The sequence below is a fragment of the Stenotrophomonas sp. Steno-C18 genome, from assembly GCF_056393195.1.
The window spans coordinates 73,483-98,043 of the sequence record NZ_JBWJOX010000005.1 but is presented as its reverse complement, the minus strand read 5'-3'; the positions used below and the strand labels follow the sequence as shown (position 1 = coordinate 98,043).

Here is a 24,561-nt window from a genome sequence, read left to right as displayed (position 1 = left end):
GGTGATGCAGAACATTGACGCGCAGCAGTTCAAGATGGTGTTTGATGATGGCGGGAAGGTCTTCGAGGCACTTCGAATAACGAACAGTAGCTTTGACAACTGTGGGATGTCGCTGTCAAAGCGGCCCTCGAAGATGAGTGTTGTTCGCGATGTGCACATCTCAGGCTGCAAAGTGGTCAATTCCGAGATCGGGCCGACGGAATTCGAGGATGTTCATGTTGAGGGTCTGGACGTAAATCCTATTCTCCTGCTTTGGTCCTGTTTCTTTAGGCGTGTATCACTTGTTGGTAAAATTGGAAAGATAAAAATCAATCTGGAGCCTTTCGCATTCTGTACAGATGCCGGGGTTATTGCGGCGTTTGAAGAAAAGCGATCCATATTCTATGCGGCTACGGAGTGGGCGCTGGATATCAGTGGGGCGAAGTTTGTCGACTTTGCGTGCAAGGGTGTTCCTCTTGCTCTGATCAGGAGAGATCCAAAAACTCAGGTGATAGTTCGGAGGCGGAATTTCTCAGGGGTCAGTATGCTGGGTCCCGAGTTCGAAAATGCTTTTCCCGAGACACATACGAGGTTGAGTATTTTTAGTGAATCGAATGCTGAGGAAGTCCTGCTGGTGGTGCCTTTGGCTGCTGCCAAGAAGCGGCGCGAAGATTGGGCGGGCGGCATTGCGGAGTTAAGGCGTTTGGGAGTTGTCTCGGAGTGAGGTAATGATTTTCAGGTTCGTGCACGAATTGATGAATGGCTCGAGCTTGAAAGCGATGAGGCGATAGCAGAGATGGCAGTGATAGCAGTGATCGCTGGAGTTCCGTTACGGTTACTTGTTGGTGATGTCAGCTTGTTTTTGTGAAAGCATGTGCTAATTGGAGGTTTGCTGGTGGATGACCTTGAACGACAGCACGCATTGGCTGGCCCGTCAGAAAAATGGCCGGCGATCTCTTGTCGGAGTAACTTACTCGGATAGGCGGTTTGAGAGATTGCTGTTCGGACCCGGTGATCCATTCTCCGGAGGCGTTGAAGTCGAAAGCTGCAAATTTATCTCGTGCTCGACTGAAAGCACCTTCTCCATAACTCATGGTGTGCGTATGTGTAATGACCCACCGCTTTCTGCTCAGGTCATACGGTTAATGTAGCGGCATAGGCCGCATCCGGGGTCATCATCTTCAGCGCCTGGTGTGGGCGCTGTTGGTTGTAAAAGGCGATCCAGTCGGCAATCACCCGCAGGGCATGGGCCTGGCTTTCGAAGCGGTGCCGATGCACGCATTGCTCCTTCAGTGTCCGGATCCCCCGTTCCACCATCCCGTTCTGTTGCGGGCAGTGCGGCGTAATGAACTCCTGCTTCAGGCCGTGGCTGCGCACCAGGCGGGTGTAGTCGCGACTGGTGAAGACCAGCCCGTTATCCGAGCGCAGCAGGAACGGCTCCCGCACGCGGCCCAGCGTGCCGTAGCGGGTGATCAACACCTGCTCCAGAGCCGCCGAAGCCGTACTGGCCTTGCCGGTCCGTGACAGATGCCAGCCCAGAAGCTGCCGGGTATGGCAGTCGATTGAATTCCTTGGGGACGGTTGATTCGCTCGGGCTGTCAAGTACATGCCAGTTGACAAAGAGTTTGGCCGCGGCCGGTCGCCCATTGCTGCCCGGACAAACGGCCCATCATATAGTTCAGCAAAACAATCCAAGTAAATATGCGGTGCTTTCAAGGGACTTGCTTGTTAGAAATGGATTGGATGTTGAGGTTGCAGAAAACGGGGCCAGGCTATGGGGTGCGGCCGGTTCCCAAGTTGCTCAGGCCGGTCATCCTGGACGGGCGGCAGCAAGATCTGCTGGAACCTGTCATGCTGGAAAACACATTCACAGTCCGATAAATGACAAGATGATATGCAGAATGTTGAGAAATTCAAAAAAGCGTGGAGGCGCCGATGCAATAAAGGCAACACTCAGCGAGCTAGGGCGTACACAAGAGAATGGCAGTTGGAAGGATACACTCAAGGCGTGCAGGGATTGATGTGATAAAAGTTAATCAAATAAGATCGGCTGGCGAAGCGGCGAAACTCGCTGGTATCGATGTGGCGGGTTTTGTTGTGGCGCGTTCATGTTCCCCGGGTGTGTTGGACATGGATCAATGCAGGAGCGTCGGTGCTGTGCTTGATTGTGCGCATTCCATCTTTCCGGTTGGTGGTGTTGATGACATTGGGTTTTGCAGGGAGCTGATTGAGGAGTTGAGGCCTCGCTATCTAGAGTTCACCGTTGTGGATCCGGAGAAAACCGAGTTGAGTCTGGCGCAGTTGGAGGCTCTTTCAAGATTGAATGTTGGAAAAGTTGCCAGTGGACTGTTCCTGCTCAGGGATGATCTTTCCTTGCTTGATAGAAGTTCGCACATGGATGCGCTCGTGCAGGCGGGGGTTGAATTGTTTCAAGTTGAAGTTGAATCATTGGTTGATCCTGAAGTCAGAATTGGCCCCAAGGACCGTGCGCGAGTTGGGGAGTTTTTTTCTCGTTATCCTTCGATAATGGGGGGCTCATTTTCGCTGGGCGTAAAGGTCCCTGATGTGCATCAGCGTGGGTACTATTTAAATCTGTCTGTGGATGGTGGTCGCTCGTATGATTTCTCGCAGCAGCACTATGCATTGTCGTCGGCAGTTAGAGCGATTAAAGGGCTGCGGGCTGCTCCTGCAGGAATGAGTTGATTGCATGGGGTGCCTCTTCCATTCTTTGTAATGGGTTCAGGCGGATATCACGACGCCCGGCAGGCTGGGAAGCTGGCCAAGTAGAGTAGTGTCCTCGACACAAACTTCAATCTATGGTCGTCGAGGGTGCGGTTAATGAAGGTAAAAGAGGCGCGGGCCAGATGGCAAGCAGAGCAGTTGCAGTTGATTGAAGGTCGTCTTCGTGACGCGGCTAAGTCAATGAGGATGGGGGTGATGCCTGAATCGCCGTTCGGTCGAACTGATGAGGCCCTTGAGGACTATCGCGGGATTACACTCGCTGAAGCCGTTCGCTACCTGAGTATCGAAAGGGTCGATCTCTCTGATGCTGTGTTCAAGGACGGAGCCAGCATCAATGAGTCTGAGGCCAAGGGGTGCAAGCTTGATCGCGTGGATATGCGTAACGTGTTTGTGAGGCGGAAGTTCGATGCATGCAGCTTTGTTGGGGCGAAGCTCAATGGAGCGCGATTGGGTGGGGAGTTCATTGACTGTGATTTCTCGCGATCGAATCTATCCAGGTCATTTGCGACAGATTGCAGGTTTGTTGGTTGTAGGTTCTTCGAAGCAAATCTATCAAGTGTTCATTTCATCAGCTGCGTATTTGAGCGATGTGACTTTGCGGGAGTTAAGGTGATTTCTGGATCTGTTGCGAGGAGCAGGTTTGTGGGGGGCTCCTTGCCAGAGCAACTTCAGGGCTGTATCACGGATGGAGTCGTGATTCGTTGAATACCATCTGGATGAATCGAAATTTGATATCCCGAAGCATCGATCTGACGTTCTCCCGGTTTTGAGTGGTACGGCGTGACATGGAGTCCAATCCCCAGCTAGACGGAGATTGGACATGAAGAGGCACTTTTCCGAAGAGCGTGGAGCCGAGGCCGAAATTCCGGTCAAGGAAACTTTTTGGTGGCATGGTCACAGGGAGGCAAGTCAGGCTCTGGCACATTGACTCTCAGCGGAAGGTGGATAGATAAGTTGATGGCTCGACAAGCGACCGGCTGCTTCAAGGAGGAGCGCATTACGAACGCCGTAGTTTTGATGCATAGCAGGCACGAAGCAGCATTTCCGACTCCGGGTGCTGAGTTGGTGTTCTTCAATGCCCCCTTCAGCACCGAGAGACTTGCCAAGATGGAGCGGGCTCATCTGTGGTCACCGCCCGGCGACAAGCTTGAAGTGCTGCCAGAGATCCTCAAGGAAATGCGAGGTCTCAAAACGCTCAGCATAGGGCCGGGATCAATCGCGCCGTCGATCATGGATTCACTCGAAGAAGGCCTTCTGCCTGAAGGAATCGAGGCGCTGAGTATTCATCTTGGCGTGGGCACGCTGGCTTGGCCAGGTGTTGTGCTGTCCAAGCTCAGAACTCTGTACGTTGACGTGCCGGTGCGCTTCGATGCGTCGAGCTTCCCAGCTTTGAAATCGCTTTCCATCTATCCCGACAGGTCATTGAATAACCTCAGGCAAGCCTTGGCTTTACCTCTGGAGGAGCTGAACCTTCTGAATGTTTCTGAAGGAAGTGAGATCTTCAATATGCTTTCCACGTTGGCCGGTGGCCTTGAACGCTTGGGGCTGTTGGGTGGAACAAAGCTGAGAAGTCTTGATGGTATCGAGGCGCTTGCGCGACTGCGGTCGGTATGGCTGAAGAATATGAGTTCGCTTGATGACATCCGTGCACTTGCTGGCCTGGAGCATCTCCAAAGTCTGGACGTTCAGTACTGCAAGAAGATTGCGAACATCGAGGTCATCAATGATCTATCCGCGCTTCGAGAGCTGACGATTGTGGGGTGCGGGAAAGTGGGGCTGGAGAAAATAGAGGCGAAGATCAAGTCGCTTCAAAAAAGTACTGTCGGACGTACAATCTAGGCAAGATCTGAATAGCTCGCCCAGACGATGCCAAGTTTGCCGCTGGCGATTGAGACGGATAACGGCAAGGAGTTCGCTGGCAATGTGGTGGTGACATGGGAACACGAATGTGGCGTGCAACTTCGGTTGATCTAGACGGGCGGGCCAAGCCGGCGTGCCTATATCGACGGTTCCAATGGGCGTCAGCGCGATGAGTTCCTTGACGAGCACTGGTTCCCGATACTGCTACACATTTGCGCCTTGATCGAAACATGATGGAGGGATGCAGGTACTATGCGCACAATAAATGAAATCACCGAAGAGGCGCGCGACGGTGCGCGCGCGGAATCCAATCACGGTGATGACCTCAGTCTTGATGGTGTGATGAATGCGGTCGGGCGTCTGAATGGGATCGACAGGACGCTTGTGAGCATCCGGACTTCTGATGGGGATATTCTTGTGGGGGGCGGATGTGGCGAGTATGTCGTTACGATGGATTTCCTGGATGAAGTCGTGAACATTGTTGACCCTGCGCGCGACGTCGACGACTTCACCGAGGTGACGGTGGGAGGGCAGGTCGTCGACTATCCGTCGATCTATGTGGTGCCCCTGCGGTCGGTTGAGCTGGCGTTGAGGGAGTTCTTGTTGGGCGATGGGAGCAAGGTGCCGCGCGAGGTGGTTCAGAAGTAGTCTTCAGAGGGAAGGCGCCTTGCCTTGCAGGAATGATGATGTTGAAAGAGAAGTTTTTTCGTTTGGCGCGCCATTCCGATGGGCCCTCGCGGGTCGGTGGCGGAGCGCCTGACGCGGTTCTTGGCATGGCGGAATTTCGTGCTGGCTCCCGTTTTCTTCTGCTGCTTTCAGGTTCTGAATTTCCAGAATTGAATGGAAGGGATCTGTCGGTCATGTTTGATGAAGAATTCCTTCCTCACGGCGTAGATACGATCTACCCGAGGATTGGGGTGCGGTGCCTTCTCCATGAGCCAAGTCCGGAGAGCTCGGAGGCTTCCACTGTCCTTGATTCAATAGATCGCGGTTCCCTCGTGCTTGCGGCGGAAGGGGATCCCTGGTTCATAAAGGTCGGTGGGGAGCCGGTTCTGATCCAGCAGGAGGAGTACTACGCCAATGCGGTGACCGCCGCCGGATATGACTTCTTTTTTCAGGTTGACGAGAACGGATTTCCGGATGGATTTGTACTCGAGGATTACCCGTTGAACTACGGGGGCCTTTACCTCTATGCGAAGCGCGGCGTTGGCGGCGAGGTAGTGGAAGTGGTAGCAGGTTTCACGCAGTTCTAAGACGCATCGCATCCCTTGTGGCTGGCTGCAGGTGTTTGAGCCGGCCTGGGACACCCTGAACATCTCGTCATGGCTTGTTATCGAATCTCGGCTATCGCCGATTGGTCCAGGATGGACACTCGTGGTGGATCCAAGGCGTCATTCGCCCGGCACCCTTTGGTGATGGGTAGAAAGTGCAAGCGGTTCCGGCGTTGTATCTTCCCGACCGAGATGCATCGTGTTCAACACACGGATCGGTCGGCACGCGCGGGTTGCGCTGGCTGCCGACCTTGACCGTGTTTGGGGGCTGATCATGGGTGCCATGGTGCATGACGCGGGCCGCCATCGGCGCGACATGGAGCTGTACCATCGAGAAGTTGGGTGGCAGTTATCAGTCGCGGCGTTTCGGCCGGGAAGCCATCAAAGTGGCCAATCACGTAGAAGACCCGCCGTGACAGGATTACATGAAAGGTTTGTCGACCATCTGCTGTCGAAGGGGTGGATGCGCCAACCCAGGAGCGACAGCTTGCTGCATACGGAATCCCTGGTGGCGGATGCGGCTTCGATAGCTGCAGTTCCTCCGTCGTACATCGAATTCCTGTCGGGTTTCCAGTCGCTTTCGAGCGAGGACGAGGCAACCTGGTTCCTGACGCTGGAGGATTATGCAGGTGCGACGGCCGGTGCTTTTTCCTGGGATGAGTTTGAGAGGATGAGTCTTGATGCAGCGATGGACGGCCAGGATGCCGAATCGGTGCGCGTCTTCTGGCGGGAGTATCTGCCCGTTGTCCTGTCGGTCGGTGGCGACTACGAGTTCATCGCTGTAAGCAGGCTGTCCGGCTTGGTCGTGCACGGTGTTGAACCGGAATTCGAGAGTGTCACGCGCTTGGCGGAGAACGTCGATGCGCTGATGCACAAGGTAATTGAAGGGCAGCACGCCGGATTCTTCTTCGATTGAGGGAGCATCGGATGCAATGGCGTGTGCTTCGCAGGCGTGACCGCCGGCCGAACGCCCACTGTATCCAGTGGGCGGTGGCAGATCACGGGTCGATGAGTCCGGTCGCCCATGTGGAATCGACCGGTTTGCGATGTGGCTCGAGCCATCAGGGTGCGATGATCGTCGCTTGGGTGGCGAGGCCGGCAAACGTGCAGCTGGGGCTGGCGCGGCATGGGCCGCCTGGTCCGTTGACCTGCGGATCCCTGTGCCGTCGCAGATGCACGACCGTGTATCGCCTGCATCGAAGGAGCGGCGACGCTACACTCCCGGCATGCATGACTCTCCGGTTCCTTCGATCAATCCGCAGCTGGCCGCTGTTCACCGCGTGCTTGAACGCCATCTCGGTGACACGATCATGGCGGTCCATTTGTTTGGCTCGGCCCTGTTGGGCGGGCTCAAGCCGTCGAGTGACGTCGACCTGCTCGTCACCGTGGCCGTGGCACCGGATGAGGGGGTGCGGAATGCATTGCTGGTGGATCTGCTGACGGTATCGGCGCCGCCATCTGTCGATGCGGTGTTGCGTCCGCTGGAGTTGACGGTGGTCGCGTATGACGGTGTGGTGCCATGGCGGCATCCCGCGCGCTGGGAGCTGCAGTTCGGGGAATGGTTGCGGTCGGACATCGTCGCGGGCCGCTTCGAGGCGCCCGGGCTTGATCACGACCTGGCCATTCTGCTCAGGCAGGTGCAGGCACACGGCGTCGCGCTGGTCGGGCCCTCGCCGGGAGCGCTGTTCGAGCCGGTCCCCGATGCGGATGTTGGCCGCGCATTGCAGGACACCGTCGCGCAGTGGCAGGTGCCGGAAGATTGGGCAGGGGACGAGCGCAACATCGTTCTGGCGCTGGCGCGCATCTGGTACACGACGGTCACCGGTCGGATCGCCGCCAAGGATGATGCCGCCGATTGGCTGCTTCCGCTGCTGGACGAGCGGTATCAACACGTCCTGGCCGCTGCGCGGGCGGCGTATCTCGGACATGCACCGGACACACTTTCCGGTCAGGCAGATGCGGTTGCCGATTTCATCCGCTACGCCTGCCATTCAATCACGGTGCTTCACACAGGCCGGCAGGGGGCTGTCGGGCTGTGAGCGATGTGCGGTCTCGGTACGCCGCATGGGGAGAGCGTTCGGGCAGGCTCGGCGAAAGTGCCTCGATCAAACACCCGTAGATCGAGCGGGCCTGCGGCGCCGAAAGCGCAGGCAGGAGGCGCCGAGAACGGCCGAAGTCCAGGCGCTCGCGGACGATGGCCTAGCGTCCCGGAGCCTAAGCGGATGGGCGGGCATGTCGCGGTTACTCATTCGAGGAGGAGGTCCTCGGGTGCGTCGGCAATCTGCGTGAGCGAGAGCGGCAACAGCGCGGCGAACCCGTCGCAGACATGGTCCATCGCATCCGGGTCGTGGGTGAAGCTGATGATCTGGCCGGGACGGCCGTGCGCGGAAGGGCTGTGGTCGAGGATCAGCATCAGGATCGGGGCATGGAAGCCGGCGAAGGGCAGCCAGCCCTGCTGCGCCCAACCGGATTGGAGCCGCACGTCCCGTGGGCGGGGATCCTCGTAGCCGTCGTACTGGGGCGCGCGCCGGTGCATGCCGCGCCATTGCTGCATCGCCTGTTGCAACGACAGGAAGCGGTAGCCGGTGAGATACCCCGGGCGCGCGAATACGGTCTGGGCATCCTCGCTGCCATTGGCATGACGCCAGGCGCTCTTCAGCAGCGGGCAGATCGTGAAGCCAAGCTCCCGTTCGGCATCAGCGAGCGCGCGCTCGCTGATGCCGGGGGCCAGTTGCAGGGCCTGATCGTTGGCCGCATACAAGGCCGCGAGTTCAGTGAGATAGGCAGGGAAGTCCATGGGCATCGGTTGTGTCGGGGCGGTGGGCGCTTCGTGCCCGCGGATCGGGCGGGCGCGGCACCGGCAGGGATATTCGGGGTGGCAGCGGGTAAAATGCGCCAATTCACTGCTGCGGTACACCCTGCGCGCCATGACTACATTCCCTGAAGACATCTACACCGAGCCGACCCCCGATCCCAACACGCTGGGCAACTTGGGCCCGCTGGCACCCATGGCCGGCGTCTGGCGCGGCGAGCGCGGCATGGATGTGAATCCCAAGGCGGACGGTCCGGAGCACCAGGCGTTCATCGAGCACTACGAACTCCATCCCATCGACGCGCAGACCAATGGCCCGCAACTGTTCTACGGCCTGCGCTACCACACGCGCATCGTGAAGCCCGACGACGTGGAGACGTTTCACGACCAGGTGGGCCACTGGCTGTGGGAGCCGGCGACCGGGACGATCATCCTGACGCTGTCCATCCCGCGTGGACAGACGGCGATGGCCGTCGGCACGGCCGCGCCGGACGCCAAGCGCTTCCATCTGCGTGCGGTGCGCGGCTCCACCACCAACGGCATCCTCTCCAATCCGTTCCTGGAACATGCGTTCCGGACCGAGAGCTACGACATCGAGGTCACCATCCATGACGATGGCACCTGGTCGTATGAGCAGACGACGGTGCTGGTGATCCCGGGCCAGGCCGAGCCGTTCAATCACACCGATCGCAACACGCTGACGCGGATCGGTGCGCCGGTGCTGAATCCAACGGCGCAGGCCGCCGCAGAGGACGCGGAGCCGATGCCGGCCTGACACCCGCTGCCCATCGTCCGGTTCTGCACAAGCCCCGCTACGCGGGGCTTGTGCTTGAAGGCGAGGCCGACGCCCCGTTCATTCTTCCTCGTCGTCGTGCTCGCGGTGCTTCTTGGGTTCGGGCGGTGTACCGGGGCTCGGCTCGCGGCGAGGCGCCGGATGCGGGAGGTTGTCGGAAGGAACGGGCTTGGCGTCGTTCCGCGATGAAATCCCGAGCCGGTGACCGGCCTGCAGGAGGGTCATGGCGTTGCTCCGTCGGCACGGCAGGCATTGCCGTGCCAGTACCCTGCGCGCAGGGCAGCTAGTGCGCCGTGGCTGTCGCGTTGCCGGTACGCTGACAATGATGACCGCGGTGGATGCCCCAGCTGTTAAGCAATGGTGACGTACCCTGCGCCGATGAAACCACCGATGGAATTGCAGGGCCTGCAGGCGCTGCCGCCCGCACCCGGCGTGTACATCTTCCTGGGGCAGGACGATGAAGTGCTCTACATCGGCAAGAGCATCAACCTGCGCCGTCGCGTGGCCGATCACCTCCGGGCACCGGGCTCGCGTCGCATGCTTGAGCGGGCGCGATGCATCCGCCATGTACGCACGGCCGGCGACATCGGCGCACAGTTGCTGGAGGCCCGGCTGGTGAAGCAGCAGCTCCCGGTCTTCAACATCCGCCTGCGGCGGCACCGGCGCCTGCTGGGCATCACCCTGCCCGGGGACACGCCCGAGATCCGCAATGTACATGCGCTCGGCGCTGCCACCGCCTACGGGGTCTTCGCCAGCAGGTTCGCCGCGCAGGCACTGCTGCGTACGTTGGCCGATGCGCATGGGCTGTGCTGTTCGGTGCTGGGGCTGGAGCCGTCGACGGCGGGGCAGCCCTGCTTCCGGTACCGGCTTGGGCGCTGCGCGGGCGCATGCTGCGGCCAGCTTCCGATGCAAGAACACCGCCGACGGCTGCACGAGGCGCTTCGCGCGCACCACCGGCGCGTGTGGCCCTATGCCGGCGGCATCGGGATCGTGGAGCAGTGCGAAGGGCTTCGGCAGATCCACGTCATCCGCAACTGGGCCTATCTGGGGAGCGTGGACACCCTCGCGCGGGCCGCGGCGCTGAGCCGCCCCGAAGTCGGGTTCGACCTGGACGGCTACCAGATGCTGGTAGGGCCGATCCTGCGCGCAAGCGTGGAGATCCTGCCGCTCTGAAGCGTTGCCGTTGCACCCCCGTCAAGCCGGATGAGTATCCGGTGAGGGCCGCGGCCGGTTCCTTTCACGGGCCGCTAAAGGCGCGCTTGTTCTCATGCGTTCATGCACATGGGAGACCGCAATGGACACTGACGTACTGAGCGTTCCGCACCTGGATATCGAGCGCTACCTCGGCCTCTGGTTCGAGATCGCGCGCAAGCCGATGCGCCACGAGGATGTGGGCGCGCGCGACATCACCGCAGACTACTCGCTGAACGAGGACGGCTCGATCCGCGTGGTCAACTCCTGCATCAACGAAAAGCGCGAGCTGGAGCAGTCGGTGGGCACGGCACGCGCGGTGGACGAGAGCAATGCACGGCTGGAGGTGAGCTTCCTGCCCGAGGCATTGCAATGGGTGCCGTTCACCAAGGGCGACTATTGGGTACTGAAGATCGACGCGGACTACCAGAGCGCGCTGGTCGGTGAGCCGTCACGGAACTACCTGTGGCTGCTGCACCGGCAGGGCCACATGGAGCGCAGCGTCGCCGAGGAATGGTTGAATGTGGCGCGCATGCAGGGTTATGACCTGTCCGACCTGATCTGGCCGGAGCAATCCGGTGCGGTCTATCCGCCAGCATCGGCCTGAGCCCCGCACCGGAGCAGGTAGCCATGAAACGTCGTCGCCTTCTGTCCAAGAGGAACATGGCCATCATCGGCGCGATCGTCATCATCCTTGCACTGATCATCAGCATCCCGCCGTGGTAGTGGCGATGTACATGATTGTCATCGGCGCATGAGCAACCGATGTGCCGCTGATGCGGCTGGTTAACCCCCGCAGGCGGATGCTGGACCCGGAGCTGACCTGCTCCGTCAAAGGAGAAATCCATGAAACGAGCACTACTCAGCCGTTGGGCCCTGCTGGCTGCACTGCCGCTGTGTGCCCCGGTCGCCATCGTCAGCGCCGAGAACCCGCCGACCGAGCGCGAAGAGGCCAAGGCGGACTCGGAACAGCCGGGCAGCGATGCCTGGATCACGACCAAGGTGAAGGCGGACCTGTTGACGACCTCGAACGTTCCTGGCCTTGAGATCAAGGTGGAGACCGTCAATGGCACGGTGAACCTGAGTGGCACGGTAAGCAGCCAATCCGAGAAGGAACATGCCGTCGCGGTTGCGCGCGGCATCCAGGGTGTGAAGCAGGTGGATGCGACCGGCATCCGGGTCATGGGTGCACCGGCCCGCTGAGGATGATGGCGGGCAGCGGCGACGGGCCGCTGCCCGCAAGGGGCAGGGAAGGAGCGCATGGCGATGGGCGCAGGCCTTCGATATGTCAATGACGACGCGCCGGGAATACGAAGGCTGCGTTGCGGGCGTGGGTTTCGCTACGTACACGCCAACGGCAAGCCCGTGGTGCAGGCGGCCACGCTCGAACGCATACGTTCACTGGCCATACCGCCGGCCTACCGCGACGTGTGGATCTGCGCGGCTCCTGATGGCCATCTGCAGGCGACCGGTCGTGATGCCCGCGGACGCAAACAATACCGCTACCACCCCGACTGGACCCGGCGTCGCAGCGCCGACAAGTTCGCGCACCTGGTGGAGTTCGGCACGGCGTTGCCACGCTTGCGCCGCCAGGTGCGTGCCGGCCTGCGGCTGCCCGGCTTGCCGCGCGAGAAAGTGCTGGCGCTGGTGATCGCGGTGATGGGGCGCACGTTGGCTCGGGTGGGCAATGACACCTACGCCCGTGGCAATGGCTCGTATGGGTTGACGACGCTACGCAACCGACATCTGGGCCGATGCGCCGGAGGTGGTCTGTTGCTGGAGTTCACCGGGAAGTCCGGGCGCAGGCAGCGCCATGCAATCGATGACCCACAACTGGTGCGCCTGCTCCGCCGCTGCCAGGAACTTCCCGGTCAATCGTTGTTCCAGTACGTGGACGCGCAGGGAACGGCCGTGCCGATCGATTCGGGGGACATCAATCACTACCTGCGGCAGGCCATGGGAGGCGCGTTCAGCGCGAAAGACTTCCGAACCTGGGGCGGCACCGCCGCCGCCGCGTTCGAACTGGCGAGATACGCCGCCGACCCCGCTGCAGCGGCCACGGTGGAACGGCAGGTGATGGATGCGGTGGCGGCCGTGCTGGGCAATACCACGGCGGTCTGTCGCAGGGCCTATGTGGACCCCTGCCTGTTCGACGCCTGGCATGCGGGGGCATTGGAACCCCTGCGTACATTGCGGGGAGCGCATGCCCGCGAAAGCGCCTTGCTGCGCATCCTGCGCGCGCATCACCGGAACGGGAAGGGCGCGGGGCGAATGCGCTGATCGCAGGTGCGAGCAGGGAGCTAGCTGCTCCAGGCATCGCCTACACGGTGCGTTTACCTGTTTTCACCTTTCCGGCCGGTGCGCACGCGGAGAATTCCTTCCCGCTTGATCACGCGAGGAACTGCAGATGGCTACCTGCGATGTTTGTGGCAACAACTATGCACACAGCTTCACCGTGACCCAGGGTGAAGCAACCGGCACCTTCGATTCGTTCGAATGTGCCATCCATGCGATGGCACCGCGGTGCGCGCATTGCGGATGCGCGGTCATCGGACACGGCGTGGAGGCAGCGGGCTCTGTCTTCTGCTGCGAGCACTGCGCACGTCATGGCCAGCCCGCCTCGGCGTGAGCGTCCCCCCGATCCTGCGCCATACCCGTAGCATTCACACATGAGCCCCGCAAAGAAGACCGCGCGCAATGCGGCGAAGAAGGCCGTCGGCAAGAACGCCGCCGCGACCACGGCCGCGCGCCAGCGCCAGTTGCAGGCGCGCACCGACAAGGCCGATGCCCGTGCGGACAAGAAGCCGAAGCCACGCGCCGGTGTCCAGGCCGGGGTGCGCCACCAACCCGTGCGCATGCCGGCCCAGCATCTGCCCAAGCCCGGCGTGGAGGCGGAGCTGGAGTTGGCCCCGCGCTATCTGGCCTCGGCGTATCACGGCAGCGGCAAGCTGCGCGGCATGCGCGCAATCATCACCGGGGGCGACTCCGGCATTGGTCGAGCGGTAGCGGTGTTGTTCGCGCGCGAAGGCGCCGACGTGGCGCTGCTGTATCTGGACGAGCATCAGGACGCCGAAACGACCCGCGCACAGGTGGAGCGGGAGGGCGCGAGCTGCCTGGTGATCAGCGGCGACGTGCGTGACCCCGCCTTCTGCAGCGCGGCGGTCCGCCAGGTGGTCGCGGCGTACGGCGGGGTCGAGATCCTTGTCAACAACGCTGCCTTCCAGTTGCACTGTCACCGGCTGGAAGATCTTGGCGATCCCCAACTGCAGGAAACACTGCAGACCAATATCGCCGGTTACATCCACATGGCCAGGGCGGTGCTGCCGCACATGAAGGAGGGCGCCTGCATCCTCAACACCGGCTCGGAAACCGGCATCTTCGGCAGCCCATCGCTGATCGACTATTCCGCCACCAAGGGGGCCATCCATGCCTTCACCCGATCATTGGCGGCACAGTTGCTGGGACGCGGCATCCGCGTCAACTGCGTGGCGCCAGGGCCGGTGTGGACGCCACTCAATCCCGCGGACAAGGCGGCGGACGATGTAGCTGCGTTCGGCAAGGACAACGACATGGGCCGGCCCGCGCAGCCGGAGGAGCTGTCGCCGGCCTATGTGTTCCTGGCGTCCCCGGTGACCGCGAGCTACATCAATGGCGTGATCCTGCCGGTGATGGGCGGCCCGCGCGGCTGAGCGTGGTGCGGTGATTGCCTGGAGAAAAGGAAAGCCCCCGGGAGGGGGCTTTCCGCTCATCCAACGATCAGGTCCCAGTGCATCTCCGAGCCCTGGAACTTGTAGCGGTAGCCGTCGTAATCGACCTGGCGTGCGATGTTGCCGTGGTCGTCGACCAAGGTCCGCATCTGGATCTCCGAAGAGCGTCGATGCGCGATGCGAATGCCGTCGCTTGAACCCGGGCGAACCTGGGTGGGCTCGCTGGCGAGCAGTGTTACTGGCCGGCGCTCCCGGCCTGGGCCTTCAAGGTACATGGATACCGATCCCATGAGGCTGACTCCGTCAGTGTGGTTCGGACCCCCCGCTGGTTCATATCTAGAGGGCACCCGTCGGCTGAACAAGTCAGGGCTTCACACTTTGTGCCATCGGCAGGGTCTTTCGGGGGAAATTATTCATGTTTGTCCGATCCTTGTGCATGAACATGCGGGGTTGGAGCCGTACACCGTCAATGCTGGGCATCATCACGTGGCTTGCCGGCGGTGATGCCGCTGATCTCATCGAGCAGCGCACGCAACTGGTCATGAAAGTATGCGCGGTCAGGCGCGGGGATATGTGACCGGACGCTATCGACTTCGCACGCGACAAACACCGCGATGTCGCCGGAGCGGGCGTTGGCCAGCCTGTCGCGCGCACGCAGTGCGATGCCCTGCAGCCAATGGTCGATATCGTCACGGGTCAGCATTGTTTCCATCGTGCAGTCCTGGCATGTCGCCGTCACAGCAGATGAAGGCAGGGTACGCCTGTTTCCAACGCGCGCTCAGTCAGTGAGGTCAGCAGTGCACGCCGGGGATCTGGACATGCACGTAACATCAGCGGGCGTTGCCTGAACCCTGATGAGGGTCGGGCAGATGGGTAGAACGATGTGTCATCTACCGCAGCGCAGATATCCGCGCGATGTAACGATGTCTTAATCGTCGCGACGATAGGCTTGCGTCACCAGCTATGCGACCTTCTGCCTTCACGCCTGCAGGGTGAAGGCAGAAGGCGCTAGTTGGACCAGAGTTCGAACGCCTTGCCATGCAGGCGCGGCGTACCCGGTGTACATGCGTCGCCGGCTTCGCGGCGGCGGCCGTGGCTACCGTTGGCGGCGCAGCACGAAGTAGATCGGCAGGCCGGCGATGATCAAGCCGACGCCCCAGAGCAGGGCCTCGGTTCCGATGCCGATGACCGCATACAGGCTGAAGGCCAATGCGCCCGCGGCGGCGACGCGCGACACCGTGCCGGTGCCGCGCCACAGCCAGGCCGCCGCGCCGGCCAGATAGGGCAGCAACGTCGCAGCGGTGGAGAGCAGTACCGAGAACTTGAACAGGTCCACCAGCGAACGGTTGTAGTTGCAGATGACCAGCACGGTGGCCAGCAGGCAGCTGACGATCACCCCGAATGCCGGTGCGCCACGCCGGGTTTCATGGGCAAAGGCACGCGGCAGCACGCCATCGCGCGCGGCGGCCATTGGCAGCTGCGCCGACAACAACGTCCAGCCATTGAGCGCGCCCACGCAGGACACTGCCATCACCACGGCCAGCAGCATGCCGGCGGTCGGCCCCCACAACGCGGCGGCGGCGTCGGCCATGGGCGCGCCGGAGTTGGCGAGCACGTCGGCCGGCAGCAGGCCGAGCACGGTGGTGCAGGCCAGCACGGTGGCGATGCCGGCAATGGCGGTGCCGGCCACGGTGGCGCGGGCGACGGTACGCGGCGCGTCATCGACCGATTCGGCCGGCACGGTCGCCGCTTCCAGCCCGATCATGGCCCACAACGTGAGGGCCACGGTGCTGGCGGCCACGCTGCCCAACGACTCGGCCGTCGGGTTGAACGGAACGTAGTGGCTGGTATCGACGAACCACAGCGCGACCAGGCCGAACAGCAACAGCGGGACCACCTTCAGCACCGTGGTCAGCAGTTGCAGGCGACCGGCTTCGCGTACACCGAGCAGGTTCACGCCCGCGCACAGCCACAGCGCGACCAGGCCGCAGCTGGCGGCGCGTACCGGGGTCGCGGTGAGTTGCGGGAAGATCGCCCCGATGCTGCCGGCGAAGGCCACCGCGATGGCGGCAATGGCGCACCACATCGAGATCCAGTAGCTCCACGCCACTATGAAGCCCGGCAGTTCGCCGAAGGCGTTGCGCGCAAACACGTACGGGCCACCGGTCTGCGGCCAGCGCCGGGCCAACCGGGCGAAGGTGACGGCCAGCAGCAGGGCGCCGCACAGGGTGATGCCCCAACCGACCAGGGTGGCGGCGCCGTACGGGGCGAGGGTGGCCGGCAACAGGAAGGTTCCCGAGCCGATCATGCTGCCCACGACCAGGGCAGTGGCGGACCAGAAGCCCAGCGGGCGGCGCGAATTCGTCATGACTACAGCAACGGCAAGGGCTCTGGCCACGTGCCGGAAGGCGGTGGGCGGGGCAGGAAGCAAGGGGTGTGGCCGGCCCGGACGGGCGGCGTGGCGGTGAATTATGACGGTTTGCCGACCGGAGCGCGAATTCCGGCCGCCACCAGTGACCTTTGGCCCTTTCCGGGTGCTTCGGCAGCACCGACGCTGCCGGTCTTGTACTTACCTTGGAAACCTTCCATGAAGCTGCGTCCCCTGGCGTTTGCCGTCTCGTTGTCCCTGGCCACCGTGCTGGCCGCCTGTTCGCCGTCCTCCGAGCCCAAGGCCGGCGAGACCGCCAGCCAGGCACCGCAGGCCGACAAGGCCGCGCAGCTGAACCAGCTGTACGCCGACTACTGGGAAGGCGTGCTCAAGCAGAACCCGCTGCAGGCCACCTTCCAGGGCGACAACCGTTACAACGACCAGCTGCCGGACTTCGGCTCGGCGCAGTTCCGCACGCAGAGCCATGACTTCACCACCGAGTGGCTGGGCAAGGTGGAGGCCGTGGGCGAGGCCGGCCTGAGCGGCCAGGACCTGCTGAGCTACCGCATCTTCGTGGAAGAACAGAAGCAGTCGCTGGAAGGGGAGAAGTTCCCGTCCTGGATGATGCCGGTCAACCAGATGGGCTCGACCGTGAGCTATGCGGTGATGCTGGGCTCGGGCCAGGTCGCCCAGCCGTTCAAGACGGTGAAGGACTACGACAACTGGCTGGCGCGCGCGGCGCGTGTGCCGGTGCTGCTGGATACCGAGATCGCCAACATGCGCGAAGGCATGAAGGCCGGCGTGGTGCAGCCGCGCGTGCTGATGGAGAAGGTGGTGCCGCAGTTCGACGAGATCATCACCGCCAAGCCGGAGGACAGCCAGTTCTGGGGGCCGATCAAGTCGCTGCCGGCGGACTTCCCGCAGGCGGACAAGGAACGCCTGACCGCCGCGTTCCGCACCCTGATCGCCGACCAGCTGATGCCGGCGATCAAGAAGCAGCGTGACTTCATCGCCAACGAGTACCTGCCGGCGACCCGCGAAACGGTGGGCCTGGATTCCCTGCCGGACGGCAAGGCGTGGTACGCGTTCAATGCCAAGGAAAGCACCACCACCGCGCAGACCCCGGAGCAGATCCACGAGATCGGCCTGAAGGAAGTGGAGCGCATCCACGGCGAGATGCGCAAGGTGATGGAGGAGGTCGGCTTCAAGGGCTCGCTGCAGGACTTCTTCAAGTTCATGCAGAACGACAAGCAGTTCGAGTTCAAATCCGAGCCGGCGCTGCTCGAGCACTACCGTGGCCTGGAGGCGAAGATCAACGCCAACGTGCCCAAGCTGTTCTCGCTGACCCCGAAGGCGGGCTTCGAGATCCGCCCGATCGAGGCCTTCCGTGCCAAGTCGGCCGCCGGTGGCGAGTACATGCAGCCGAGCGAGGACGGCACGCGCCCGGGCATCTTCTACGTGAACACCTACGACCTGCCGACCCGCAAGACCTGGGACGCGGAGGACCTGTTCCTGCATGAGGCCATTCCGGGCCATCACTTCCAGCTGGCGTTGCAGCAGGAACTGAAGGACGTGCCGGCATTCCGCCGCTTCGGTGGCGAGACCGCCTTCATCGAGGGCTGGGGCCTGTATGCCGAGAGCCTGGGCAAGGACCTGGGCGTGTACACCGACCCGTACAGCTACTTCGGCCGTCTGCAGGGCGAGTTGTGGCGCGCGGTGCGCCTGGTGGTGGACACCGGCCTGCATTCCAAGGGCTGGACCCGCCAGCAGGTGCTGGACTACATGTTCACCAACTCCTCGGTGAGCGAGCCCGATGCCATCGCCGAGGCCGAGCGTTACATTGCATGGCCGGGCCAGGCGTTGGCCTACAAGACCGGCGAGCTGAAGATCCAGGAGCTGCGCAAGCGTGCGCAGGAGCAGTTGGGTGACAAGTTCGACATCCGCGAGTTCCATGCCGAAGTCCTGAAGGACGGCTCGGTGCCGCTGGATGTGCTGGATGCCAAGATCAACGATTGGATCGCGGCAAAGGCGAAGTAAGCCGGCGCTCCCCCTCTCCCGGCTGCGGGAGAGGGGCGCAGGTGGCCCCTGAAAACCAAACACAGCAGTTCAGCCGCCGCTACCTTCCCGGCAATCAGGCTGTGTCAAAGTACGTGGCATCCCCTTGAGTCCTTCCTGGCGGCCTGATGGCGGGCGAAGCCTGCATCGCGGTTGTCGCAATCAATGATGACGCTCCTTGTTTCCCTGATCCTGCCGTTGCTGGCGCTGTGGTTGTGGCTGCCGGTCAACGCGCTCAGCAGGCGGCAGCGCCGTTGGCGCATTTCCCTGACCATGGGGCTGGCCTTCGTTGGGCTTGGCTTCGCCACGCTGTGGCGGTTGGACTGGCTCGAGTACGAGGTGGTGGCCTGGGTCCAGCTGGTGTTCGGCTGGGTGCTGGTGATGTTCGTATTGCTGTTGGCCTTCCTGCTGCTGCGTACGCTGGGCTGGCTGGCCAGTCGCCTGCTCGCGCGCACGTCGACGTTGGCCACGGTCTGGCACGGGGCCCGGTTGAACGACGTTGCCGCGGTCGCCATCGTCCTGCTGGCCAGTTGGGGCATCGCCAACGGCCTGCGTCCGCCCAAGGTGCAGGAACGCGACCTGGTCGTGCCGAACCTGCCCGCGGAGCTGGACGGGGTGCGGGTGGCGGTGCTGGCGGACCTGCATATCAGCCCGGTGAAGCGCACCTGGCGGACCCAGCGCATCGTCGACGAGGTGCTGGCCGCCATGCCCGACCTGATCGTGCTGCCGGGCGACATGGCCGACGGCGGCCTGGAGGCGTCGGGTCGGTTCGCCGCGCCATTGGCGCAGTTGAAGGCGCCGTATGGGGTGTGGCTGGCCCCGGGCAACCACGAGTACTACTACGACTACACCGCATGGATGACCCACTTCCGGCGGATGGGGCTGGGCGTGCTGGAGAACCAGACCGCGAAGCTGTCCATCCACGGCCGCACCCTGGCGATCTCCGGCATTGGCGATCTGGCCGCGTTGAAGCCTCGTCCCTATGTGCGCGGCGGCATGGCGCCGGACTTGTCGAAGGTGATCGCGGGCGCGCAGGGCAGCGACGTGCACATCCTGCTCGCCCACCAGCCCAAGCAGGCGCGCAATGCGTCCAGGAGCGGGGCGGTGGACCTGCAGATCTCCGGCCATACGCACGGCGGCCATCTGCTGGGCTTCGACCGTCTTGTGGTGGCGCCGTTCAATGACGGCTATGTGCGGGGCGAGTACAGGGTGCGCGACATGACCCTGTTCGTCAGTGCCGGTGCCGGGCAATGGGACGGGTTCACCGCGCGGCTGGGGGTGTCTTCCAGCATCGACGTGCTGGTGCTGCGCACGCGATAGCAGCCTGGCGCGGCGGCCTGCCGTGGATGGATCAGTCGTTCTTCTTTTCGGGCATGAGGTGGGGCAGGGCACTGACCACGGCCAGCGCGGCCAAGGTGGTGAAACCGGCTGCCAGGTACATGCCCATGCCCGCGGCCATGCCGATGGCCGAGGTCATCCAGATGCCTGCGGCCGTGGTCAGCCCCTGGATGCGTTCTTCGTTGTCCAGCTTGAGGATGGCCCCGGCGCCCAGGAAGCCGATGCCGGAGACGATGCCCTGCATGACCCGGGTGACGTCGCCGGGCGCAACGCCCATCTGCAGCGGCGCCAGGACGAACAGCGCCGAACCCACCGAAACCAGGATGTGCGTCTTCAACCCGGCGGCACGTCCCTTGCTCTCGCGCTCCAGTCCCAGCGCGCCGCCGAGCGCGATGGCCGTCAACAGGCGGGCGCCGACCACGGTGAGGGTTTCGGCGTCGGGCAGTGAAAACTCATTGGCCAGGGTCTGGCTGACCGCGAATGGACTGATCATGCGTCGATGCCTCCAGCGACCGGCAGACGGGGCTTCCGCGTCATCGGTACCCTAGCAGCCCCGCGCGTGCGCCGGCGTGAGGCCATGACGCCCGGCGACACATGCGAAAACGGCCCCACCGGGGCCGTTTTCCTGTCCAGCGGCAACGCGGTATCAGAGCGTGATCTGCTCGAAGTTCTCGACCCGCGCATGGCCGTGCGTCGCTTCGCCGGTGCGCGGCAGCGGATAGTCGCTGAGCCGGTCGACCAGTACGGTCCGCAGCCCGGCCTCGCGCGCGGCGTCGAGTTCTTCGACCACGTCGGACAGGAACAGGATGTCCTGCGGCGCGATGCCGATGGCCTTGGCGATGTGCGCATAGCTCGGGGCCTCGCGCTTGCCGCCGACCTCGGTATCGAAGTTGCCGGAGAACAGTCCATTGAGGTCGCCGGCATCGCTGAAGCCGAAGAACAGCTTCTGCGCCGGTACCGAACCGGAGGAATACACGTACAGCGGCAGGCCGCTTGCGTGCCAGCCGCGCAGGACGGCGGCCACTTCCGGGTACAGGTGGGCGGTGTAGTCACCGTTGCGGTAGCCCGCGTCCCAGATCATGCCCTGCAGTGCCTTGAGTGCGGTGTGCTTGCGGTCCTGGTCGATCCAGCCCTGCAGGGTTTCCGCGATCACCGCGTCCTGGCAGGCGCCGGCGGCGATCTCGGTGGCCACCGCATCCAGCCACTGGCGCACCTGCGGTTCGTTGCCGTGGCTGCGGACGAATTCCGGCAGGGCGTTGCGTGCGTACGGGAACAGCACTTCCTTGACGAAGGAGATGCTGGAGGTGGTTCCCTCGATGTCGGTGAGGATGGCTTTGATGGTCATGGACGGGGTGTTCCTGCGCCGGGCTGGCCGGGTGCTGGCGGGTTTACGGTCGGGTTGTCGGGGGGGGGGGGGCTTGCCCACCAGGGGCTGCCTCATCCCGACTCCTCTCCCGCAGGCGGAAGAGGGGGGAGAGCAGATCAGGCCGCGCTGGGCTCATAGCGCGGGAAGCGCTGGGCGATGTCGGTGCCGGTGAAGTGACCGACCCAGCCGTCCGGCTCGGTGAAGAAGCGGATGGCGGCGAAGCTGGGTTCCTCGCCCATGTCGAACCAGTGGGTGACGCCGTCCGGGACCGAGATCAGGTCGTCCTTCACGCATTCCACTTCGTAGACCTTGTCGCCCACGTGCAGGGTGAACAGGCCCGAGCCGGCGACGAAGAAACGGACTTCGTCTTCCTTGTGGTAGTGCTCGTCGAGGAACTTCCTGCGGATCTCGGCGCGGTTGGGGTTGTCCGGGGCGATCGAGGCCACGTCCACGCTCTTGAAGCCATGCGCGGCGACGAGGCGGTCGATGTCCTCGCGGTAAGCGGCGAAGACCTCGTCCTGGCTCGCGCCCGGGGCAACCGGGTGCTTGGCCTGCCAGCGCTCGAAGGTGACGCCGATGTGCTTCAGTTCGGCGGCAATGACCGCGCCGTCGCGGCTGTCCAGCAGCGGGGTGTCCGGGGCGGTGTCGTTGAAGATGCGCAGTCGGCTCATGGCCAGGGACTCCTCGAGTGGGGGAGGGGAGCATACCCGCACGGGCCGGCGCGGGCCCATGCGGAGGGGTAATCAGGAAATGGCGCGCAGCTTGCGCAGTTCAAGTTCGCAATGCAGCAGGAACTCGAAGGCTTCCAGGTGGCGGCGGGCTTCGGCCATATCGCGGCCCCAGGCATACAGGCCGTGGCCGTCGATCAGGTAGCCCCACATCGGGCCCTTGTCCAGTTCGGCCTCGACCTGGGCGGCCAGCACGTCCATGTCCTGGGTGTTGGGGAACACCTTCAGGTCGACGGCGGTCTCGTGGGTGGAGTTGCCATGCAGCGCCTTGAGCAGCTCATAGCCTTCCAGGCGGATGTGGCCCTGGCCGCCGAACAGGCGCGAGGCGATGGTCTGGGTCGGGGAGTGGGTGTGCAGCACGCAACCGACGTCCGGGAAGCGGGCATAGAGCTGGGTATGCAGCAGGGTTTCGGCGGACGGACGCAATGGGCGGCCCACTGCCTTGCCGGCCAGGTCCACGACCATGATGTCGCTTTCGATCAGCCGCCCCTTGTCCTTGCCGGACACGGTGATGGCGGCGTGCTGGTCGTCCAGCCGGTGCGAGAAGTTGCTGCTGGTGGCAGGCGTCCAGCCGGCCTGTGCCAGTTCGCGGATGTTGTCGATCAGCAACTGGGCCAGTTGGCTCAGCCGCTCGCTGTCGTAGGGGACGGAAGGCGCGTTCATGGGGCGCATTCTACTAAGCCGGGGGCGCTCTTAGGGGCTGCGGGGCGGCGGGCCCGTCGCCCCGCAGGTGCCCTGTGCCCACGAACCCGTACGCCGGTGCGACTGCGTTCCGGCTGATCCCGGGTGTGTTTGGCGTGCCCGGGCGGCGCGTGGTGTCGGGCAGGGAAAAGCCTGGGTGTTTCCACCCGGGCTTGGAGGGCCGTCGGCGCCGCCGCCGGGTCAGCCGTTGCGGCCGCGCAGCTTGCTGTGGCGCATGCCGTAGGCGAAGTAGATGATGAAGCCGGTGGCGGTCCACAAGCCCATCAGCATCCAGTTGTGCAGGGTCATCGCGGTCAACAGGGCGATGCAGCTGAGCACGCCGAGGCTGCAGATCAGCCAGGCCATCGGAATGCGGAACGGGCGCGGCAGGTCTGGCTGGGTGCGGCGCAGGACCAGCACGCCGGCGCAGACCGCGGCGAAGGCGATCAGGGTGCCCATGGAGGTCAGCTCGCCGAGGATGTCCAGCGGGAACAGCGCCGCGAGCAGGGCGATGCCGATGCCGGTGATCACCGTGTTGATGTGCGGGGTGCGGTACTTCGGGTGGATCTTGGTGAACACCGGCGGCAGCAGGCCGTCGCGACCCATGATCATGAAGATGCGCGGCTGGCCGATCACCATCACCAGCACCACCGAGGACAGGCCGATCAGGGCGCCGACCTCGACGATGATGCGCAGCCAGTCCAGCTGCGGATGCGCGGCCACCGCGGTCACCACCGGCTCGGCGGTGCCCAGCAGCTTGTACGGGACCAGGCCGGTCATCACCGCCGCCATGGCGATGTACAGCACGGTGCAGATCACCAGCGACAGCAGCATGCCGATCGGCAGGTCGCGCTGCGGGCGGTGCGATTCCTGGGCGGCCACCGAGACCGCCTCGAAGCCGATGTAGGCAAAGAACACCATCGCCGCGCCGCGCAGCACGCCGTCGAAGCCGTACTTGCCCGGGCCCTCGTTGGCGGGGATGAACGGGGTCCAGTTGGACGGGTCCACGTACTTCCAGCCGGCGAAGATGACCAGCAGGATCAGGCCGGTCTTGAGGATGACCATGGCCATGTTCATCGCCGAGGACTTGCTGATGCCCACGTAGCACAGCCAGGTCAGCAGCAGCACCAGCACGGCAGCGGGGATGTTGGCGATGGCGCCGGTCGGGCGCAGCTGGGCGTCCAGTGGCGCGCTGACCAGCGCGGACGGCAGGTAGATGTCGAAATGGCTGAGCAGGCTGAGGAAGTAGCCGGTCCAGCTCACCGCCACCGCCGAGGCGGACACGCCGTATTCGAGCACCAGCATCCAGCCGATGAACCAGGCCGAGAGCTCGCCGAAGGTGGCGTAGGTATAGGTGTAGGCGCTGCCGGAGACCGGCACCATCGAGGCGAACTCGGCGTAGGCCATCGCGCAGAACGCGCAGCACACCGCCGCCAGCACGAAGGACAGCATGATCGCCGGGCCGGCGTGGTTGGCCGCGGCCTGGCCGGTGATGACGAAGATGCCGCCGCCGATCACCGCGCCGATGCCCAGCGCGGTGAGGCCCCACGGGCCGAGGGTGCGCTTCAGGCTCAGGCCATTGGCCTCTTCGTGCGCGGCGTGCGGGTGTTTGGTCGCCCAGAGTTGCTTGAACATGTTTCGGGTCTTCGCTCGTCGTTGCGCAGCGGGGA

Annotated in this window: 27 protein-coding genes; 17 read left to right on the top strand and 10 right to left on the bottom strand. The window is 63.3% G+C overall.

All coding sequences use genetic code 11. The features are described from left to right. Positions 1 to 4: 4 nt before the first annotated feature. Entirely contained in the window at positions 5 to 703 is a 699-nt protein-coding gene (locus AC06FE_RS11830) for a hypothetical protein (RefSeq protein WP_478073134.1), read from the top strand. Between the two features lie 410 nt (positions 704 to 1,113). Here the strand turns inward: AC06FE_RS11830 and AC06FE_RS11825 are convergent, their stop codons facing one another. Further along, positions 1,114 to 1,587: a transposase gene (locus AC06FE_RS11825; RefSeq protein ID WP_478073133.1), complete on the bottom strand. Its 474-nt coding sequence runs from the start codon at positions 1,585 to 1,587 to the stop codon at positions 1,114 to 1,116. Here AC06FE_RS11825 and AC06FE_RS11820 point away from each other — a divergent pair. The 8 genes from AC06FE_RS11820 (at position 1,500) to AC06FE_RS11785 (ending at position 7,891) form a co-directional block, all read left to right on the top strand. Next, positions 1,500 to 2,000: an AHH domain-containing protein gene (locus AC06FE_RS11820; protein ID WP_478073132.1), complete on the top strand. Its 501-nt coding sequence runs from the start codon at positions 1,500 to 1,502 to the stop codon at positions 1,998 to 2,000. The genes AC06FE_RS11825 and AC06FE_RS11820 overlap by 88 nt on opposite strands. A gap of 1 nt (position 2,001) precedes the next feature. Further along, the gene (locus tag AC06FE_RS11815; RefSeq protein ID WP_478073131.1) at positions 2,002 to 2,682 is read left to right on the top strand and encodes a hypothetical protein; all 681 of its coding nucleotides are present in this window, start codon (positions 2,002 to 2,004) and stop codon (positions 2,680 to 2,682) included. A gap of 135 nt (positions 2,683 to 2,817) precedes the next feature. Beyond that, positions 2,818 to 3,426 carry a pentapeptide repeat-containing protein gene (locus AC06FE_RS11810; protein ID WP_478073130.1) on the top strand — a complete coding sequence of 203 codons (609 nt, stop codon included), beginning with the start codon at positions 2,818 to 2,820 and terminating at the stop codon, positions 3,424 to 3,426. Positions 3,427 to 3,678: 252 nt separating this feature from the next. After that, positions 3,679 to 4,560 carry a hypothetical protein gene (locus AC06FE_RS11805; RefSeq protein ID WP_478073129.1) on the top strand — a complete coding sequence of 294 codons (882 nt, stop codon included), beginning with the start codon at positions 3,679 to 3,681 and terminating at the stop codon, positions 4,558 to 4,560. Positions 4,561 to 4,833: 273 nt separating this feature from the next. Beyond that, positions 4,834 to 5,229, top strand: a complete 396-nt coding sequence (locus AC06FE_RS11800; RefSeq protein WP_478073128.1) for a hypothetical protein — start codon at positions 4,834 to 4,836, stop codon at positions 5,227 to 5,229. Between the two features lie 38 nt (positions 5,230 to 5,267). After that, on the top strand, positions 5,268 to 5,834 hold the full coding sequence (locus AC06FE_RS11795) for a hypothetical protein (protein WP_478073127.1): 567 nt from the start codon (positions 5,268 to 5,270) through the stop codon (positions 5,832 to 5,834). 217 nt (positions 5,835 to 6,051) lie between these two features. After that, positions 6,052 to 6,768 (top strand): hypothetical protein, encoded by a 717-nt coding sequence (locus AC06FE_RS11790; protein WP_478073126.1) that lies wholly within the window; start codon positions 6,052 to 6,054, stop codon positions 6,766 to 6,768. A 310-nt stretch (positions 6,769 to 7,078) separates the two neighbouring features. Further along, complete coding sequence (locus AC06FE_RS11785; protein ID WP_478073255.1) at positions 7,079 to 7,891, top strand: aminoglycoside adenylyltransferase family protein; 813 nt, start codon at positions 7,079 to 7,081, stop codon at positions 7,889 to 7,891. 206 nt (positions 7,892 to 8,097) lie between these two features. Here AC06FE_RS11785 and AC06FE_RS11780 read toward each other — a convergent pair whose 3' ends face one another. Further along, on the bottom strand, positions 8,098 to 8,649 hold the full coding sequence (locus tag AC06FE_RS11780; RefSeq protein WP_478073125.1) for an SMI1/KNR4 family protein: 552 nt from the start codon (positions 8,647 to 8,649) through the stop codon (positions 8,098 to 8,100). Between the two features lie 130 nt (positions 8,650 to 8,779). Between AC06FE_RS11780 and AC06FE_RS11775 the strand changes: the two genes are divergently transcribed. Further along, a complete protein-coding gene (locus AC06FE_RS11775; RefSeq protein WP_192285998.1) occupies positions 8,780 to 9,439 on the top strand; it encodes an FABP family protein in 660 nt (219 codons plus the stop codon). 78 nt (positions 9,440 to 9,517) lie between these two features. Here the strand turns inward: AC06FE_RS11775 and AC06FE_RS11770 are convergent, their stop codons facing one another. After that, on the bottom strand, positions 9,518 to 9,682 hold the full coding sequence (locus AC06FE_RS11770; protein ID WP_446541462.1) for a hypothetical protein: 165 nt from the start codon (positions 9,680 to 9,682) through the stop codon (positions 9,518 to 9,520). A gap of 165 nt (positions 9,683 to 9,847) precedes the next feature. Between AC06FE_RS11770 and AC06FE_RS11765 the strand changes: the two genes are divergently transcribed. The 5 genes from AC06FE_RS11765 (at position 9,848) to AC06FE_RS11745 (ending at position 14,337) form a co-directional block, all read left to right on the top strand. After that, positions 9,848 to 10,630 carry a GIY-YIG nuclease family protein gene (locus AC06FE_RS11765; protein WP_446541461.1) on the top strand — a complete coding sequence of 261 codons (783 nt, stop codon included), beginning with the start codon at positions 9,848 to 9,850 and terminating at the stop codon, positions 10,628 to 10,630. 121 nt (positions 10,631 to 10,751) lie between these two features. Further along, the gene (locus tag AC06FE_RS11760) at positions 10,752 to 11,255 is read left to right on the top strand and encodes a lipocalin family protein (protein WP_446541460.1); all 504 of its coding nucleotides are present in this window, start codon (positions 10,752 to 10,754) and stop codon (positions 11,253 to 11,255) included. 239 nt (positions 11,256 to 11,494) lie between these two features. Further along, a complete protein-coding gene (locus AC06FE_RS11755) occupies positions 11,495 to 11,851 on the top strand; it encodes a BON domain-containing protein (RefSeq protein WP_478073124.1) in 357 nt (118 codons plus the stop codon). Between the two features lie 63 nt (positions 11,852 to 11,914). Then, on the top strand, positions 11,915 to 12,928 hold the full coding sequence (locus AC06FE_RS11750) for a DNA topoisomerase IB (RefSeq protein ID WP_478073123.1): 1,014 nt from the start codon (positions 11,915 to 11,917) through the stop codon (positions 12,926 to 12,928). A gap of 389 nt (positions 12,929 to 13,317) precedes the next feature. Beyond that, a complete protein-coding gene (locus AC06FE_RS11745; protein ID WP_478073122.1) occupies positions 13,318 to 14,337 on the top strand; it encodes an SDR family oxidoreductase in 1,020 nt (339 codons plus the stop codon). A gap of 484 nt (positions 14,338 to 14,821) precedes the next feature. On the opposite strand, the gene AC06FE_RS11740 is transcribed toward AC06FE_RS11745, so the two are convergent. Both AC06FE_RS11740 and AC06FE_RS11735 read right to left on the bottom strand, forming a co-directional pair. Beyond that, a complete protein-coding gene (locus AC06FE_RS11740; protein WP_478073121.1) occupies positions 14,822 to 15,067 on the bottom strand; it encodes a hypothetical protein in 246 nt (81 codons plus the stop codon). Between the two features lie 384 nt (positions 15,068 to 15,451). Further along, positions 15,452 to 16,723, bottom strand: coding sequence for an amino acid permease (locus tag AC06FE_RS11735; protein ID WP_446541458.1), 1,272 nt, complete (start codon positions 16,721 to 16,723; stop codon positions 15,452 to 15,454). Positions 16,724 to 16,942: 219 nt separating this feature from the next. Between AC06FE_RS11735 and AC06FE_RS11730 the strand changes: the two genes are divergently transcribed. Together AC06FE_RS11730 and AC06FE_RS11725 are read left to right on the top strand one after the other, a co-directional pair. Further along, a complete protein-coding gene (locus AC06FE_RS11730) occupies positions 16,943 to 18,760 on the top strand; it encodes a DUF885 domain-containing protein (protein ID WP_192285984.1) in 1,818 nt (605 codons plus the stop codon). A gap of 186 nt (positions 18,761 to 18,946) precedes the next feature. Next, positions 18,947 to 20,098: a metallophosphoesterase gene (locus AC06FE_RS11725; RefSeq protein WP_478073120.1), complete on the top strand. Its 1,152-nt coding sequence runs from the start codon at positions 18,947 to 18,949 to the stop codon at positions 20,096 to 20,098. A 31-nt stretch (positions 20,099 to 20,129) separates the two neighbouring features. On the opposite strand, the gene AC06FE_RS11720 is transcribed toward AC06FE_RS11725, so the two are convergent. The 5 genes from AC06FE_RS11720 to AC06FE_RS11700 form a co-directional block, all read right to left on the bottom strand. Further along, a complete protein-coding gene (locus AC06FE_RS11720; protein ID WP_132863095.1) occupies positions 20,130 to 20,609 on the bottom strand; it encodes an MgtC/SapB family protein in 480 nt (159 codons plus the stop codon). 153 nt (positions 20,610 to 20,762) lie between these two features. Continuing rightward, entirely contained in the window at positions 20,763 to 21,461 is a 699-nt protein-coding gene (gene mtnC / locus AC06FE_RS11715; protein WP_192285978.1) for an acireductone synthase, read from the bottom strand. A 137-nt stretch (positions 21,462 to 21,598) separates the two neighbouring features. Then, entirely contained in the window at positions 21,599 to 22,153 is a 555-nt protein-coding gene (locus AC06FE_RS11710; protein WP_192285976.1) for a 1,2-dihydroxy-3-keto-5-methylthiopentene dioxygenase, read from the bottom strand. Between the two features lie 72 nt (positions 22,154 to 22,225). Beyond that, on the bottom strand, positions 22,226 to 22,873 hold the full coding sequence (locus tag AC06FE_RS11705) for a methylthioribulose 1-phosphate dehydratase (RefSeq protein ID WP_192285973.1): 648 nt from the start codon (positions 22,871 to 22,873) through the stop codon (positions 22,226 to 22,228). A gap of 219 nt (positions 22,874 to 23,092) precedes the next feature. Then, a complete protein-coding gene (locus AC06FE_RS11700) occupies positions 23,093 to 24,526 on the bottom strand; it encodes an amino acid permease (RefSeq protein ID WP_192285971.1) in 1,434 nt (477 codons plus the stop codon). Positions 24,527 to 24,561 lie beyond the last annotated feature (35 nt).

Coding starts and splice junctions, on each gene's coding strand:
- AC06FE_RS11825 (WP_478073133.1), bottom strand. CDS start 1,587: ATGTACTTGACAGCCCGAGCGAATCAACCGTCCCCAAGGAATTCAATC.
- AC06FE_RS11700 (WP_192285971.1), bottom strand. CDS start 24,526: ATGTTCAAGCAACTCTGGGCGACCAAACACCCGCACGCCGCGCACGAA.
- AC06FE_RS11725 (WP_478073120.1), top strand. CDS start 18,947: ATGACGCTCCTTGTTTCCCTGATCCTGCCGTTGCTGGCGCTGTGGTTG.
- AC06FE_RS11750 (WP_478073123.1), top strand. CDS start 11,915: ATGGGCGCAGGCCTTCGATATGTCAATGACGACGCGCCGGGAATACGA.
- AC06FE_RS11730 (WP_192285984.1), top strand. CDS start 16,943: ATGAAGCTGCGTCCCCTGGCGTTTGCCGTCTCGTTGTCCCTGGCCACC.
- AC06FE_RS11755 (WP_478073124.1), top strand. CDS start 11,495: ATGAAACGAGCACTACTCAGCCGTTGGGCCCTGCTGGCTGCACTGCCG.
- AC06FE_RS11720 (WP_132863095.1), bottom strand. CDS start 20,609: ATGATCAGTCCATTCGCGGTCAGCCAGACCCTGGCCAATGAGTTTTCA.
- AC06FE_RS11800 (WP_478073128.1), top strand. CDS start 4,834: ATGCGCACAATAAATGAAATCACCGAAGAGGCGCGCGACGGTGCGCGC.
- AC06FE_RS11735 (WP_446541458.1), bottom strand. CDS start 16,723: ATGACGAATTCGCGCCGCCCGCTGGGCTTCTGGTCCGCCACTGCCCTG.
- AC06FE_RS11710 (WP_192285976.1), bottom strand. CDS start 22,153: ATGAGCCGACTGCGCATCTTCAACGACACCGCCCCGGACACCCCGCTG.
- AC06FE_RS11780 (WP_478073125.1), bottom strand. CDS start 8,649: ATGGACTTCCCTGCCTATCTCACTGAACTCGCGGCCTTGTATGCGGCC.
- AC06FE_RS11775 (WP_192285998.1), top strand. CDS start 8,780: ATGACTACATTCCCTGAAGACATCTACACCGAGCCGACCCCCGATCCC.
- AC06FE_RS11745 (WP_478073122.1), top strand. CDS start 13,318: ATGAGCCCCGCAAAGAAGACCGCGCGCAATGCGGCGAAGAAGGCCGTC.
- AC06FE_RS11760 (WP_446541460.1), top strand. CDS start 10,752: ATGGACACTGACGTACTGAGCGTTCCGCACCTGGATATCGAGCGCTAC.
- mtnC (WP_192285978.1), bottom strand. CDS start 21,461: ATGACCATCAAAGCCATCCTCACCGACATCGAGGGAACCACCTCCAGC.
- AC06FE_RS11830 (WP_478073134.1), top strand. CDS start 5: ATGCAGAACATTGACGCGCAGCAGTTCAAGATGGTGTTTGATGATGGC.
- AC06FE_RS11765 (WP_446541461.1), top strand. CDS start 9,848: ATGGAATTGCAGGGCCTGCAGGCGCTGCCGCCCGCACCCGGCGTGTAC.
- AC06FE_RS11705 (WP_192285973.1), bottom strand. CDS start 22,873: ATGAACGCGCCTTCCGTCCCCTACGACAGCGAGCGGCTGAGCCAACTG.
- AC06FE_RS11805 (WP_478073129.1), top strand. CDS start 3,679: ATGGCTCGACAAGCGACCGGCTGCTTCAAGGAGGAGCGCATTACGAAC.
- AC06FE_RS11810 (WP_478073130.1), top strand. CDS start 2,818: ATGAAGGTAAAAGAGGCGCGGGCCAGATGGCAAGCAGAGCAGTTGCAG.
- AC06FE_RS11795 (WP_478073127.1), top strand. CDS start 5,268: ATGTTGAAAGAGAAGTTTTTTCGTTTGGCGCGCCATTCCGATGGGCCC.
- AC06FE_RS11770 (WP_446541462.1), bottom strand. CDS start 9,682: ATGACCCTCCTGCAGGCCGGTCACCGGCTCGGGATTTCATCGCGGAAC.
- AC06FE_RS11785 (WP_478073255.1), top strand. CDS start 7,079: ATGCATGACTCTCCGGTTCCTTCGATCAATCCGCAGCTGGCCGCTGTT.
- AC06FE_RS11740 (WP_478073121.1), bottom strand. CDS start 15,067: ATGGAAACAATGCTGACCCGTGACGATATCGACCATTGGCTGCAGGGC.